Origin of the sequence: Bowmanella sp. JS7-9, from assembly GCF_004329715.1 — a bacterium.
In the GTDB taxonomy this organism is placed as follows: domain Bacteria; phylum Pseudomonadota; class Gammaproteobacteria; order Enterobacterales; family Alteromonadaceae; genus Pseudobowmanella; species Pseudobowmanella zhangzhouensis.
Genome location: NZ_JXSY01000001.1, coordinates 38,718 through 53,006, shown reverse-complemented (window position 1 = coordinate 53,006; position 14,289 = coordinate 38,718). Strand labels below are relative to the sequence as shown.

Sequence of the window (14,289 nt, the reverse complement as noted above, 5' to 3'; positions counted from 1 at the left end):
GTTCCTGAAAATTAACGGTCAGCGATGGCCGGTACTTTGCGTAACTCTTCACCGGTGTATTCGGCAGAAGGACGGATAATGCGGTTATCGGCACGTTGTTCCATCACGTGTGCAGCCCATCCGGTTAAACGGGACATCACAAAGATAGGCGTAAACAACTTGGTTGGAATGCCCATAAAGTGGTAGGCCGACGCGTGGAAAAAGTCTGCGTTACAAAACAGTTTTTTCTCGCGCCACATCACTTCTTCACAGCGCACAGATACAGGGTAAAGCACCGTATCGCCCACCGCAGCAGCAAGCTTCTCAGACCAACCTTTGATGATGGCATTGCGTGGATCAGACTCAGAATAAATCGCATGACCAAAGCCCATGATTTTCTCTTTACGCGCCAGTTTGCCCATCATTTCCTGCTCGGCATGCTCGGCTGAAGTAAAGCCCTCGATCATCTCCATCGCCGCTTCATTCGCGCCACCGTGCAGTGGGCCACGCAACGAGCCAATCGCACCTGTGATACAGCTGTGCATATCTGACAGGGTTGAGGCACACACACGGGCAGTAAAGGTTGAGGCGTTGAACTCATGCTCTGCATACAGGATCAGTGACACATGCATGACCTGTTCAAATAACTCAGAAGGCTTTTCACCGTGCAGTAAATGCAGGAAATGCGCACCGATAGAGTCATCGTCGGTTTCCACATCCACCCGCACACCATCGTGGCTAAAGCGGTACCAGTAACAAATAATGCTTGGGAAACAGGCCAGCATGCGATCTGTCACATCCTGCTGCATATCAAAATTCAGCTCACCTTCCAGATTCCCCAGCATTGAACAACCGGTGCGCAATACGTCCATCGGATGCGCATCGGCCGGAATACGTTCCAGTACATCTTTCAGCGCCTGTGGCAAACCACGCAGGTTTTTCAGCTTAGCTTTGTAGGCATCCAGTTCAGCCTGGGTCGGCAGGTTGCCTTTGAGGATCAAATAGGCCACTTCTTCAAACTGGCAGTTCTCAGCCAGATCTTTCACATCATAACCGCGATAGGTCAGGCCCGAGCCCGATTTACCTACGGTTGAAAGTGCGGTTTTTCCCGCTACCTGTCCGCGCAAGCCTGCGCCACTTAGTACCTTTGCCATGGAATTTCTCCTGATTTTTTAATTCGTTAACATTATTGGCGCCTGTCGCGACGCACTAAAAGGGTCAGAGTTTTATTTGTTTTTGCCTTCGGCAAAGAGGGCATCCAGCTTTTGTTCATAAGCGTGATAACCCAGATAATCGTAGAGTTCCATGCGGGTTTGCATGGTATCCAGCACGGCCTTTTGATCGCCGTCTTTGAGAATAGTCTGATAAACCAGTTCGGCTGCTTTATTCATGGCACGGAATGCGCTAAGTGGATACAACACCATGGCCGCGCCCCACTCGCCTAACTGCTTGGTATTCCATAATTCGGTTTGTCCGAATTCAGTAATATTGGCCAGAATTGGTACGCCCAGCGACGCAAATGCGCGATAGTGCTCTTCGGTCTTCACTGCCTCAGCGAAAATGCCATCCGCACCAGCAGCAATGTAGGCCTTTGCCCGCTCCAATGCTTGTTCCAGACCTTCCTGCGCAAATGCATCGGTACGCGCCATGATAAAGAAGTCCGGATCGGTGCGGGCATCTACCGCGGCTTTAATGCGATCAACCATCTCTTCAACCGACACAATCTCTTTATTCGGACGGTGACCACAGCGCTTCTGCGCAACCTGATCTTCAATATGCACAGCCGCTGCACCGGCCTTTTCCATATCGCGAATGGTTTTAGCAATGTTGAACGCCCCGCCCCAACCGGTATCGATATCCACCAGCAAAGGTAAATCACAGGCAGAGGTAATCCGTTGTACGTCAGCAATCACGTCATTAAGCGACGTCATGCCTAAATCTGGCAACCCATATGACGCATTGGCTACACCACCGCCAGACAGATAAATAGCATTGTGACCGATTTGTTTGGCCATCATCGCGGCGTAAGCATTGATAGTGCCGACGATTTGCAATGGCTTGTGTTGTGCCAGCGCCTGGCGGAATTTTTTGCCTGGAGTCATAGGGTTTCTCGCTTATGTTGATCAAGACTAAGCTGTTCGAGCTTAGACGCGATATTGTTTTTGGAATACAGAATATGGCGGCGCATCAGCATCTCAGCCAGTTCACCGTCACGATTAGAAATAGCCCGAACAATTTGTCGATGTTCGTCAAATGCGGTAGTGACACGCGGGCCTGCCATACCTAATTGCACCCGGTACATGCGTACAAGATGATAAATGCCGTTGAGTAGCATACTGATCAGATGGCGGTTTTTGCTGCCCATGATGATGCGATAATGAAAATCCACATCACCCGCTTCCTGATAGTAGGATTGGCCGTCTTTCACCTCGGCAAAATGATTGCCGAGCAGTTGATTCAGGTCGGCAATTTCGTCATCGGTCATGTTTTGCGCCGCCAAACGCGCCGCCATGCCTTCTAAGGATTCACGCACCTGATACAGTTCGACTAATCCTTCCGGAGAGAGGCTAACCACTCTGGCACCGATATTCGCCTTGCGCTCAACCAAATTACTGCTTTCAAGGCGGTTAATCGCTTCGCGCACTAACGCCCGGCTTACCGCATACTTTGTCGACAATTCGGTTTCACTGAGTTTTGTCCCTGCGGAAATTTCACCTTCTACAATGGCTTTGCGTAGCTGATAAAAGGTTTTATCCGCGGCAGTTACTGATTGTTCAGTCTGAAATAACATAGAAACTAAATGTCGAGTCAAGCAAAAACTGTCGACAATTTAGTCTTTAAGTCGTCATTCCGCAATCAAAAAGGCATGGATTGTCGACAAAAGTCGTATATGACGAGTTAATTAAGCGATTGCGACAGGAAAAAACCGCCCAAGCCAACAGTAAAAGCAAAACAGCCCCATAGGCTGTGTTCGAGCGCTACCACCAGAGTGGATTTGCTCTGAATATACCGATAGCCAAACAGTAAGCCGGCAAACACGCTGCCAATCACCGCCAGCCAGTTACCATATACCGCATGTGCCAGCGCAAACACGCCGCTACTGAGCCACCAGCGATGTTGTTTATCCGGTACAATGGGTTTGTAGCGATGAAAGAAAAAGCTGCGAAAGATAAGTTCCTGGGGTAATACACTGATCAAAGGATAAATAAATATGGTTGTCAGCCATAACTGCGTGTGTTGCTGGGGTAAATCGAGAAAATTATCGGGTAAAAACCAATAGACCAATAAAGTAATCACCATGGCCAGCGGCAAAAACAATTTTATCGCATTCAACACATGGGCACTCGCGCCCTTAATCCGCCATAAGCGTTTACGTTTAAATTGCTTGTCATGCAACAAATAGAGCAAACACAACAGCCCCACCACCGCGAGTAACGGCATCAGATAACGCAGTGAATAATGACTAAACATGGCCAGCAAAACAGGCAACACAACGAATATCCCTGCCAATTCCAACCACCGACCCAGTTTCATTTGCCATGCTCTCGTGAACGCCTAGCTTTAACTATAGAAAACCCTGAGCTGTAGGCTTAAAAAAATAGCTGAATTACTGACTCCCCCAAATATCGGTACAGATAGTGTTCAGTCTCAGCAATATTGACTGCATCACACTGGCCATAGCGGTAGCTGCCCGCAAATGAATCACAAAAACAAACACTCGTTCTCTTTACGCAATCAAAAGAATTTAATTTTAATTATTTTTTTAGCTATATTTCATAAACTTAAATAAAAACACAAATCAAACCAAAAGCTCAATCTGGCCTTACCAGTTATTTTAGTGTACAACTGTGCGCCGAAATTAATGCTGAGTGAGCAAACCTGTTGTGAGTGCTGTTTTTACACGTCTGTGGCGTGGATTTTGTCTGATGCTGGGCAATCAGCCCAGCCTGAGTCGCTATTTATTACCTGTTATTCAACGCTTCGTACCGAGCTTTTTACCTGATGTATTTAGGGCACGCCTGCTTAGCCATCAATGGCAATGCACCGATATGCTCGAACTAACACTGCAGGTATCACGGCGCTGGCCGGGGTTTATTGCAGGCCAACACATTCACTTAACCCTCAATCACAATGGTCGCCTGATTACACGTCCGTTTAGCATTTGCTCAGCCACTAACGAGTGGCAAAGTATGCGCCGCATTCGCCTGTGCTGCAGAGTCGATCCCAGAGGTGAATTTACCAGCTTACTTGGTACGCTAAATATCGGGGATATTGTAAATATCAGCGCGGCGCAAGGTGATTTTTACTGGCAGCAACCAACTAAGCCAACGGTATTTATCGCCGCAGGCAGCGGTATTACCCCAATTGCCGCCATGCTGTTAAGCCAGCGCCATTGGCTGGCACCCGTTACCCTTTACTATCGCGCACGCGGTATCGAAAGCGCTGCACTACTCCAACCGCTGACGCGACTGGCTGAACGGAATCCCTTATTTAATCTGGTGTTTTCAGATAGCCGGGAGCAAACCGCGGCCCTGTTCAGTGAACAATTTCGCCATCATTGTAGCGATAACCACACCCAATATTACCTATGCGGCCCCGCAGGCTTTATGCAAAGCATCACAGCACAGCTTGTGCAAAACGCGGTGCAAGCGGAGCATATTTTTCGCGAGCAATTTGGCGTAGACATAGCGCCAGCGACCCCAAACGCAGCAGCAGAGACAGTGTTTAACAGCACGCTAATCTCAGCAGGTACGGCCCACAACATCAGTGTTTCGACATCACAAAGCATACTGCAAAGTGCAGAGCAACAAGGGTTAACACCGAGCTTCGGCTGCCGCATGGGGGTATGTTTTCAGTGCGTCTGTGAAAAAGTATCCGGTCAGGTGCGTGACATACGCAACGGTACTCTGAGCGGCCATGGCCGCGAGCAAATTCAACTCTGTATCAGTCAGCCAGTCAGCGAGCTGGTTATTAAGCTTTAAGGTAAAAGATGAAATTAACCAGCGAACAATATGACGCGCTCGCGCACCAACTTGATGCGCTTAAATCACAGGTAAAACAACAGCTTGGCGAAACTGATGCACGTTATATCCACCGCGTATTGCTGTGGCAGCGCCTAAGTGCAATCAGTGGCCGCATTTTATTGGTGCTCGGCTTTGTTACGCCCTGGCTGTGGCTGGCAGGAGTAATGCTGCTAGCTCTGGCGAAAATTCTCGATAATATGGAAATTGGCCACAATGTGCTGCATGGCCAGTACGACTGGATGAACGATCCCGTACTCCATTCCAAACGTTATGAGTGGGATATTGCTTGCGATGCGGGTTCATGGCAGCGCACCCATAACTTTGAACACCATACGTACACGAATATCATCGGCAAAGATCGCGACTTTGGCTACGGTTTACTGCGCCTGAGTAATGATTTTCGATGGCGGTTACGCAATCTGTGGCAAGGCGGCACCTATTTGCTGTTAAGTTTGTTATTTCAATGGGGCGTGTCATACCATGAACTGGCTGCCCAGCGGGTGTTTTTTGGTAAGAAAAAAGCTGACCGCCATAGTCAGGTTAGTGATAAGGACCTTAAAAATGCCTTCTTTGGTAAAGGTGCTCGCCAGCTTTTGAAAGATTACTTATTTTTCCCTCTCATCGCCGGGCCCATGTGGCTTTGGGTAATAGCCGGTAACTTTCTCGCAAATATGATCCGCAATCTGTGGACTTCAACCGTTATTTTTTGTGGCCACTTTACAGCCGATATTCATACCTTTGATGCCCAAGCGTGCGAAAACGAAAGCCGTGGTCAATGGTATTTTCGTCAAATGCTCGGCTCGTCTAATTTTACCGGCCCCACCTGGCTGCATATTTTAACCGGCCATCTGAGCTGTCAAATAGAGCATCACTTGTTTCCGGATATCCCAGCACGGCACTACCCGGCAATGGCGCAACAGGTCCAAGCCATCGCAGCGCGGTTTAACATTCCTTACAACACGGGTAGCTTTTTACGCCAATATGGCACTGTGTTCTGGCGTATTCTGCGTTACTCACTACCGGGTGGTAAAGTCAGTACATTAAACGCCAACACCTAATCACATCGTTGGTATTTTTAGGCAAAATCGATTCGGTTTGCACAGTGCAAACCGAGCGTAACAGTTCTCCCGTGCAAATTATTCGCAGCCGATAACTTACAACCCGCTGAAACAACTCCACAGTACAGGTTGAGTTAGCATGCTTAGCTGATAGCGCTAACGAGCAAAAAGCCGGGCAGCGAACATAAAAAAAGCCAGTCAATGCTGGCTTTCTCTCACCTGAACCAGATCTTATTTGTCAAAGATCGCATTCAGATAACTGGCAATGCGCACACCGGCCTGCTGCAGACGCAGCTTCACGGTAGGCAGATTTTCATGCTGGTAAACATAGTTCATGTTATTGGCGTCTTTGGGATACAGGTTATCGCGATAACCAATACTCTCTGCCATCCAGTCCTGCGGATTGATGCTCGACCAGTCTTTAACATCCTGAGCAGTGATCTTTTCACTTAGCCAGCTGGTCAGCTCGGTATAGGACAACCCATATTGGTCAATGATCTGGCTATCCCACACACGGTGTAAGTTAGAGTCGTTCCAGAAAAAGCGTACTTTAACGTCGTTACCACCTTTGTCGGTGCCATTACCCACATGCAGCGGTTGATGTAAATCACCGATAATATGCACGATCATTTTCAGCGCCAGCTGTTTATCTGCATCGGCTGCCGATGGATCTTTTAAGGTTTTGCTATACCCCATCAGCGCGGTGTAGGCATCCCCCTGTTTCGGCGCATGCTTCTCTGCATGGTAATGCTTACCTTCCGGTACCGTGACGTAATGCCAAGGTGGGGTAATTTTTTGCCAGTACTCACTAGGCTCTGAACGCATTTCGTCGGCGTAGGTGGAGATTTCAGCCAGTGAGCTATGCGGTACTAAGCGGGCAATCGCAGCCCGAGCCTCAACACTTAAATATTGTTCTGCAATGGCACCAGTGACCCGGTGGCCAGTTTGGCCCCACGCGAAGGCCGGTGCCTGCACAGCCATATTGGTCGCCATGGCAGCAGCCAACAGCAAAGGCTTTTTACAGCGTAACAACATACTAATTCCTTAAATCTTTTTAATTTACAAAAGCTTATCAATAAATGCAGGCTAATAGTATGCCTTTACATCAGCAGGGATACTGACGTTGTCCCCTACTTTTATGCCCTTTTTGGCAAACCATCCTTTAGGCATTTCCAGCGCCGCAATCACCTTATCCGGTGCCGGGCGACTCGTCAGATCATGTGGTTCCAGCTGGATAATATCGATAATTTCGCCAGCCTCGTTAATGTAAGCCGCGTCCAGCGGAATCAGGGTGTTCTTCATCCACAACGCCATATGACGCGGCTCAGGATAATAAAACAACATGCCAGGCAGCGCGATGCGTCGATTCATCAACCCAGCGACCCGTTCATCATGTTCATTAGCCAATTCAACTTTAAGCGCCAACGGGCCTACCTGAATCTCAACCAGTTCCAGCTGCGCCTGTTGCGCACCTGCGGCAGTACTGACAATCAAGGCCAGTGCGCTGATAATGCTCTTTTTCATCGTTATCCTATGCAGTAATCAATCGGCTTGATCAAATGGGCGACGTCTTGCTTTTCGACCAAATTCATAAATTCTTCACCCAGGCGATCTGACTCACTGAGCACCGTTTGCCAATACTTAATCCGCGTTGTGGCATCCAAACTTTCAAAGTCTTTACGATCCGGGATCTTGCCGTAGGGCAAGGACGCAATAAACTGGGCGCTTGGCACCAGTTTAAGCACCCGCTCAAAACTCTGGCGATGAGGGCGTCGCTTTTTATTCGACTTATCAAACCAACCAGGGATCGGTTGATCGAAAAAGTGCGGATACAACACCAATCCCTGCGGGCTATCCGGCCGACTCAGCGCCATATCAAAATGGTAATCGATGATGCCACCGTCTCGATACATACCCAGCGGTGCATCAGGAATATTCTCCACCCCTTCCAGAACCACAGGAATCGATCCAGACGCCATCAACGCCTTAGGCAGATTTTCCGGCGTCAGCGTATGCTGGCTGATGGCTAACTGATAAGGATCGTCCAGTTGCAGCGTAGAATGAGAAGATGAAAATACGTGGCGGTGATAAAACCAGTCCAGGGTCTTACGTGACACCCGATTTGCCAGTGCGCTGGCTAATAAACCTGTCACCTGTAAAGGGGTACGCTCAGAGGCAATAATCCCCTTGCTGCGCGCTACCACAAAGTGCGCCCTGACCACGGGATTGGAAGCAATTTCCTGCGCACCATGTTCTCCGAGGAAATGATCCATCAGCGCCCAGCCTTTTTCAGAGATCTCTTGTCTGTCAGGCTTGTCAGTATAAACGGTATGAGAATAGTGGTCGGCCAGGCGATTAATCGCCGCCAATGGGTCACGCTGGGCGTAACAGGCAAAGCGAAAAGAACCGGCTGAGGATCCCAGTATATCCAGCGGCTTTTGCCGGCCAGCAAAAAATTGCGGCATGATGACCCGGTCAAGACCCGCCAGTACAAACCACTTTGGGCCGCCCGATGCCCCCAACATAAAATCGAACAATGCCGGGCGTAATCCATGTTCCCGTATTTGCGATAACGCATTTTCCCCGGCCATCAACTGCAATGCGGCCATAGCTTTTCTCCCTGCATCCTGTAGGCGGTTATTGTTTGCCGAAATCATCGCATACAGATCGCTATTCCCAAAGCGCTTTACCCGCCCTCAGGTGGCCATTGATCGTATTTATTCCTCATAACCGGACAGGTAAACAAACAATTTAAGTGTCAGTAATCAGCGACACCTAGCGGATAATATCCACATTTTTAGCGCGATGTAGGGGAATTTGTGTATAACATTCGGGGATAACCGGGTAGTTTTCCACAACTGTCAAGGATAATAATGGCGAAAAATGACATTTTTAAGACACTTATTTGCCCTGCTCATTTCTTGCGCATAATTTTTTATCTTTTAAAAACATGCACTTACTTGGTATTACCAGTGCTTTCAACAAGGTTATCCACAGAAAACGTGGATAACCTGAATAACTTATTGTTGCTGTTAGGATTTGTGTAATGACTGCGCAGATTGATGCAGATCTAATCAGCAAAGCCTTACCGACAATCAGGATCAACTTATTGATTTGTCGATCATTTCATCAAACCGAACCCTTGCCTGTGGATTAGATCGCTCAGATCCTTGAAATTATTCACACAATTCAAGGGTTAACGGCAGATTATCCACACCTTTTGATCGGATCGATCATTCGTTGCAGAATCCAATTAACTTGATGTAGGCCGCAGACCCCGCAGTGGCGCCTACTTTATATTTACTAACAGCGATGCCACAATGCGGTTCATTGCATTATATGGGAATTCACATGACAACAATGTTCGGCATCAGCAACTGCGATACCATCAAAAAAGCCAAAGCCTGGCTCACACAGCAGCATATAGAATTTAGCTTTCATGACTATCGCAAAGATGGATTGAGTGAAGCGTGGTTGATTAATGCAGAGCAGGCATTAGGCTGGCAGCAACTACTCAATACCCGCGGCACAACCTACCGCCAATTGCCGGACGCCGACAAACAGAACATGACACAAAGCAAAGCAATCGAACTGATGCTGGCTCACCCGGCCATGATCAAACGGCCTGTGCTGATACACAACGAGCAATTTTATCTGGGTTTCAAAGCTGCCCAATATGCCGGGATTTTCGCATGAGTCATGATGTGATTGCGCTTACCGAAGACCTGATCGCCCGCGAGTCAGTTACCCCCAATGACGCCGGTTGCCAGCAATTAATGACAGATATGTTGGCGCCGCTGGGATTTGCCTGTGAAAGCATGGTATTTCATGACACCACCAATTTATGGGCGCGCAGGGGAACTGAGCGCCCGCTGTTCTGTTTTGCCGGCCACACCGACGTCGTGCCCTCTGGCCCGGCTGAGAAGTGGGATACCCCACCCTTTGAACCGACCATAAAAGACGGGGTGTTGTATGGCCGCGGCGCCGCGGATATGAAAGGGAGTCTGGCTGCGATGTTGTGCGCAACCCAGCGTTTTGTTGAAGAATATCCTAATCATCGGGGGTCGATTGCACTGTTGATTACCAGCGATGAGGAAGGGCCATTTATCAATGGCACCACTAAGGTAGTGGACACCCTTGAAGCCCGAAATGAAAAAATCGATTGGTGTGTAGTCGGTGAGCCTTCATCTACTGAATATACTGGCGACGTGGTGAAAAACGGCCGCCGAGGCTCACTCACCGGTGATCTGACGGTAAAAGGTATTCAGGGCCATGTGGCTTATCCGCACCTGGCACGCAATCCGGTGCATCAGGCCAGTAGTGCCCTGGCAGAACTGGCAGCAACCCATTGGGATGATGGCAATGCATTTTTTCCGCCTACCAGCTTCCAGATTTCCAACATCCACGCGGGTACAGGTGCGGGTAACGTTATCCCGGGCGAAATGCAGGTGTGCTTTAATTTTCGGTTTTCTACCGAAACCACCGACCGCGAACTTATCGCGCGAGTGGAAGAAATCCTCGACCGACATAATCTGGACTATGACCTTAAATGGACCTTTAACGGGCAACCGTTTTTAACTGACAGCGGCGCGCTGCTGGCGGCAACTGAAAAGGCCATCGAAAAGGTCAGCGGACGCAAGACACAGCTTTCTACCGCCGGTGGTACATCGGATGGTCGATTTATTGCCCCCACCGGCGCACAGGTGCTGGAATTAGGCCCGCCCAATGCCACCATTCATAAGATCAATGAATGTGTGAAAGTCGATGACCTTATTCAGCTGGAAGCCATGTACTTCCATATTCTGGAGAACTTACTGGCATGATCAGCAGCGCGCAGTATTTGGGAATAGAAGAAAGCCATCTGGTCGGGATAGCCAGTGGCCATCGCCTTACCCCCGACGCTGCCGCAGCGTTTATCCAGATGCAACGGGCCGCTGCGGCCGAAGGTATAGACATTGCCATTGCCAGCAGTCACCGTAGTTTCGACCGCCAAAGTGCGATTTGGCAGGCCAAATGGCAGGGTCAGCGCGCGGTGCTGGATATTCATCAGCAAGCAGTGGACATGCAGGCGTTGAGTGATGAACAAAAACTGTTTGCCATTTTACTCTATTCCGCCATACCGGGAGGAAGTCGCCACCACTGGGGCACAGATTTGGACGTGTATGATGCCCGAGCCTGTGCTGAACGGGGCCATGCTCTGCAACTGGTTGCCAGCGAATATCACGATAATGGCCCTTGTGCGGCAATGAGTCTATGGCTTGAACAACACGCACACACGTATGGTTTTTACCGGCCTTATGCAGAATTTCATGGTGCCATCGCTGCTGAACCCTGGCATTTGAGTTACCGGCCGCAAGCGCGGGAAATCAGTGACAACTTTGACGTTGAACAACTGGTAAGCCTACTGCGCACCCAGTGTGTTGCCGGTAAATCGGCGATTCTTGCGCACATCGACGATATTTTTTACCGATACATATTAAATAAGGTCAGATTATGAGTGGCTGGATTGTCGGCATCATTATTTTTGTGGTGCTGGGGGTAATTGTTGGCAACCTGATGTTGCTTAAACAAACCGCCAACAATAAATACAGTAAAAACGAGGTGCCTCCCGGCGTAAAAGCCCAACCCTATAGCGATGATGACGAATGAAAATTCTGCTGTTAGGGAATCAGGACATTGCCAGTTTACTTGCCTGTAACCGCCTGATTAAGGCGCTTCCGTATCATGATGTTACGTTGTGGACATCCGCCCGGGTTGGCAAAGGCAAGCAACCCCCACCGGAGCTGGCGCAACTGGATTTACTCGAACGTCAGGTGTTACCCGAGTTATTGCTGCCCTTCGCTCGCCAGCATGGTTGTCGCATTCGTTCTTTTGAACATTTGGTGTCGGCAGGACAATTTCAGCAGATCAGTAGCATTAACGATGAGGCGACTATAAGGCAGATTGAACAGATCGCACCGGATCTCATCTTATCGATTCGCTTTGGTCTGATCTTGCGTGAGCCAGTAATTCAATTATCGCGTTTGGGTGTGTTGAATCTGCATTCAGGAATTTTGCCGGATTATCGCGGCGTGATGGCGACATTTCACGCCATGTTGAATACAGAACAACAGATTGGTACCACCTTGCATTTTATTCAGGATGCTGGCATTGATAGTGGAGATATTGTTTCCATTCAGCGCCAGCCGCTGGATTACAGGCAATCTTACTTAACCAACGTGCTGTCTCTATATACCAGTGGCGTGGATGCCATGGTCAGTGCGGTCGAGAGCCTTAACCTCGGCAAGCCATTGCAGTCGGCCTCGCCCAGCGACGGTGGCCATTATTTCAGCCATCCTGATCAAACTCAGCTTGATGCGTTTTTTGCCAAAGGCCTGAGGTTATTCGATATGCAGGAGCTACAAACGCTGGTTCGCAGCTGGATTGCTGGAGACGCCTAATCAGGCGTCTTCGTAACGTACTGCGGTACCGTTGATACTTACCATCAGAATGGAGCCGTTCTGCCCCACCACTTCGTAGTCGATATCCAACCCGATTACCGCGTTTGCACCCATGGCTAACGCTTCATTCTGAATTTCCTGAAACGCAATTTTGCGTGCCTTGGTAAATTCTTCTTCGTAACTGCCGGAACGGCCACCGACGATGTCGCGAATACTGGCAAAAATATCTTTGAACACATTCGCGCCCATCACCGCTTCACCCACTACAATCCCCATGTACTGAGTAATCTTCTTTCCTTCGATATTACTGGTGGTGGTCATAATCATAATTTGTCTCCAATCCTTGTTTTATTAATGCAATGCGCTCGTTCAACGCCTGGTCCGAGTAGGCAGTTGCCGGCACTGTACCCCATACCGGTTTCGGCCACGCCGCGTCCGAGGTAAATCGTGCAATATGATGAATGTGTAACTGTGACACCACATTGCCAAGCGCAGCAATATTCAGTTTGTCAGGGCTGAACAGCTGTTGCAAGCAGCGACTCACACGGTTTGACTCCAGATACAATTCACTTTGCTGATGCGTGCTTAACTCAATAATTTCTTTCACTCCGGCGATTCGGGGAACCAGAATCAGCCAGGGATAATTGGCATCTTTCATCAGTAACACCCGGCAAAGCGGCAGGTCGGTAACCAGAGCGCAATCATTTGCCAGTCGACTATCCAATTCAAACATCCGCTTTGCCCTCGTTGGCTTGCTGCAACGTAACCGGCGCGACGGTCAGCAGTGCCCGCTGACCCAACGCTACATTAGCATTAGGAAAGACTATCGCCTCGCCATCCACCAACGCCCGATACTCGTGACCGGTTTCACTGGCCAATAACTCGCCTTGTTTAAAATCACTGAAATTGGGGGCATCGTCTGCAAAGTGCAATCGAAAATCAGGCTGCGTCTTATTGATCACCTGATTAACGCTAAACAGGTTCACCGCGTCATCCTGATAGTCGGGTAAATTCAATGCTTCACCGGCCACCAGCGCCCGCAACGTGGATGTCACCTCGGCAAAATCTGCCATGTTATTTTGTCCAAACGGGCGAACTTTACCTAATTCCACGGTAAAGGCATCAGCGCCAAACTGATGAGAAGAAAAATAGCTATAAGTCGTCGTTGGGCTGTTGGACAGCAAGATGGTGTTGACCCCACACGCCTGCATAAAACTAATCTGCTGCGCTTTCCAGGGCTTACCGTGTAAAAACGGATATACCGCAAATTTATCGTTCTTTGAGGCACGAATGGCGGTATGCAAATCATAGTGGCAGCGCGGCAGCAAATCCTTTAAAAAGAACGCGCGGGTGCAATCTTCTAACTGCTTGGCACGGATGCGCTCCTGATTTACCAGACCCGGCGCTTTGGAGTGCGCGCCACTGAATAAGCGATTCATATTTTCATCAACGAATCGCTCCGCAATATCCATGGCAGGTAAATTTCCAAACTGCACCATCAAGCGATGCTTCACCACCAATCGACCACATAAAATGTCCTGCACCATCGCATCCAGTATCTCGATAGGGGCCGTTTCGTTGCCATGGATCCCACAGGATAGCAGGATGGCTTGGGTGGCCGCGTTTATCGGTGCAAACTCAATGATACCCGCAGCGTGAATCGTGACCTGCGTGCCATCGCTTAAGCTCAAAGACTGGGGTTGGTTAAATAATTCGGCTTGCGTACGGGAGAGGTGTAAGAACTGACCTGCTGCGGCCAGCACTGGGTGAACTGCCATGGGGATCCAT

General features: G+C 49.2%; 17 protein-coding genes. 7 read left to right on the top strand and 10 right to left on the bottom strand.

The features are described from left to right. Positions 1 to 11: 11 nt before the first annotated feature. The 4 genes from prpC to TK45_RS00250 all read right to left on the bottom strand — a co-directional run bounded on the left by prpC (position 12) and on the right by TK45_RS00250 (position 3,513). Positions 12 to 1,133 (bottom strand): 2-methylcitrate synthase, encoded by a 1,122-nt coding sequence (gene prpC / locus TK45_RS00265; protein ID WP_131256619.1) that lies wholly within the window; start codon positions 1,131 to 1,133, stop codon positions 12 to 14. A 72-nt stretch (positions 1,134 to 1,205) separates the two neighbouring features. Beyond that, the gene (prpB, locus tag TK45_RS00260) at positions 1,206 to 2,081 is read right to left on the bottom strand and encodes a methylisocitrate lyase (protein ID WP_131256618.1); all 876 of its coding nucleotides are present in this window, start codon (positions 2,079 to 2,081) and stop codon (positions 1,206 to 1,208) included. Continuing rightward, positions 2,078 to 2,770, bottom strand: coding sequence for a GntR family transcriptional regulator (locus TK45_RS00255; RefSeq protein ID WP_131256617.1), 693 nt, complete (start codon positions 2,768 to 2,770; stop codon positions 2,078 to 2,080). Before TK45_RS00255 ends, prpB begins: the two co-directional genes overlap by 4 nt. A gap of 107 nt (positions 2,771 to 2,877) precedes the next feature. Continuing rightward, on the bottom strand, positions 2,878 to 3,513 hold the full coding sequence (locus tag TK45_RS00250) for a CPBP family intramembrane glutamic endopeptidase (RefSeq protein WP_131256616.1): 636 nt from the start codon (positions 3,511 to 3,513) through the stop codon (positions 2,878 to 2,880). Between the two features lie 350 nt (positions 3,514 to 3,863). Here TK45_RS00250 and TK45_RS00245 point away from each other — a divergent pair, with 350 nt between their 5' ends. Both TK45_RS00245 and TK45_RS00240 read left to right on the top strand, forming a co-directional pair. Next, positions 3,864 to 4,961, top strand: a complete 1,098-nt coding sequence (locus tag TK45_RS00245; protein WP_131256615.1) for a flavin reductase family protein — start codon at positions 3,864 to 3,866, stop codon at positions 4,959 to 4,961. Between the two features lie 8 nt (positions 4,962 to 4,969). Continuing rightward, positions 4,970 to 6,061 (top strand): acyl-CoA desaturase, encoded by a 1,092-nt coding sequence (locus TK45_RS00240; protein ID WP_131256614.1) that lies wholly within the window; start codon positions 4,970 to 4,972, stop codon positions 6,059 to 6,061. A gap of 231 nt (positions 6,062 to 6,292) precedes the next feature. Here the strand turns inward: TK45_RS00240 and TK45_RS00235 are convergent, their stop codons facing one another. Genes TK45_RS00235 through TK45_RS00225 form a run of 3 tightly spaced genes read right to left on the bottom strand, consistent with a single transcriptional unit; the run spans position 6,293 to position 8,670 of the window. After that, the gene (locus TK45_RS00235) at positions 6,293 to 7,096 is read right to left on the bottom strand and encodes a S1/P1 nuclease (protein WP_131256613.1); all 804 of its coding nucleotides are present in this window, start codon (positions 7,094 to 7,096) and stop codon (positions 6,293 to 6,295) included. Positions 7,097 to 7,147: 51 nt separating this feature from the next. Continuing rightward, positions 7,148 to 7,585 (bottom strand): DUF192 domain-containing protein, encoded by a 438-nt coding sequence (locus TK45_RS00230; protein WP_131256612.1) that lies wholly within the window; start codon positions 7,583 to 7,585, stop codon positions 7,148 to 7,150. A gap of 2 nt (positions 7,586 to 7,587) precedes the next feature. Continuing rightward, positions 7,588 to 8,670, bottom strand: coding sequence for a patatin-like phospholipase family protein (locus TK45_RS00225; protein ID WP_131256611.1), 1,083 nt, complete (start codon positions 8,668 to 8,670; stop codon positions 7,588 to 7,590). Between the two features lie 742 nt (positions 8,671 to 9,412). Here TK45_RS00225 and TK45_RS00220 point away from each other — a divergent pair. The 5 genes from TK45_RS00220 to TK45_RS00200 are packed head-to-tail and all read left to right on the top strand — an operon-like array spanning position 9,413 to position 12,501. Further along, positions 9,413 to 9,757, top strand: coding sequence for an ArsC family reductase (locus TK45_RS00220; protein ID WP_131256610.1), 345 nt, complete (start codon positions 9,413 to 9,415; stop codon positions 9,755 to 9,757). Beyond that, positions 9,754 to 10,884, top strand: coding sequence for a succinyl-diaminopimelate desuccinylase (gene dapE, locus TK45_RS00215; protein ID WP_131256609.1), 1,131 nt, complete (start codon positions 9,754 to 9,756; stop codon positions 10,882 to 10,884). The genes TK45_RS00220 and dapE overlap by 4 nt, the downstream gene beginning before the upstream one ends. Next, positions 10,881 to 11,558, top strand: coding sequence for a M15 family metallopeptidase (locus TK45_RS00210; protein WP_131256608.1), 678 nt, complete (start codon positions 10,881 to 10,883; stop codon positions 11,556 to 11,558). The genes dapE and TK45_RS00210 overlap by 4 nt, the downstream gene beginning before the upstream one ends. Then, positions 11,555 to 11,710 carry a DUF2897 family protein gene (locus TK45_RS00205; RefSeq protein ID WP_131256607.1) on the top strand — a complete coding sequence of 52 codons (156 nt, stop codon included), beginning with the start codon at positions 11,555 to 11,557 and terminating at the stop codon, positions 11,708 to 11,710. Before TK45_RS00210 ends, TK45_RS00205 begins: the two co-directional genes overlap by 4 nt. Then, positions 11,707 to 12,501 carry a formyl transferase gene (locus TK45_RS00200; protein ID WP_131256606.1) on the top strand — a complete coding sequence of 265 codons (795 nt, stop codon included), beginning with the start codon at positions 11,707 to 11,709 and terminating at the stop codon, positions 12,499 to 12,501. The genes TK45_RS00205 and TK45_RS00200 overlap by 4 nt, the downstream gene beginning before the upstream one ends. On the opposite strand, the gene TK45_RS00195 is transcribed toward TK45_RS00200, so the two are convergent. From TK45_RS00195 to astE, 3 genes are read right to left on the bottom strand one after another with little or no spacing between them, the layout of a single operon-like run. After that, the gene (locus TK45_RS00195; protein WP_131256605.1) at positions 12,502 to 12,828 is read right to left on the bottom strand and encodes a heavy metal-binding domain-containing protein; all 327 of its coding nucleotides are present in this window, start codon (positions 12,826 to 12,828) and stop codon (positions 12,502 to 12,504) included. After that, a complete protein-coding gene (locus TK45_RS00190) occupies positions 12,806 to 13,234 on the bottom strand; it encodes an HIT domain-containing protein (protein WP_131256604.1) in 429 nt (142 codons plus the stop codon). Before TK45_RS00190 ends, TK45_RS00195 begins: the two co-directional genes overlap by 23 nt. Next, positions 13,227 to 14,279 (bottom strand): succinylglutamate desuccinylase, encoded by a 1,053-nt coding sequence (astE, locus tag TK45_RS00185; protein WP_131256603.1) that lies wholly within the window; start codon positions 14,277 to 14,279, stop codon positions 13,227 to 13,229. Before astE ends, TK45_RS00190 begins: the two co-directional genes overlap by 8 nt. Positions 14,280 to 14,289 lie beyond the last annotated feature (10 nt).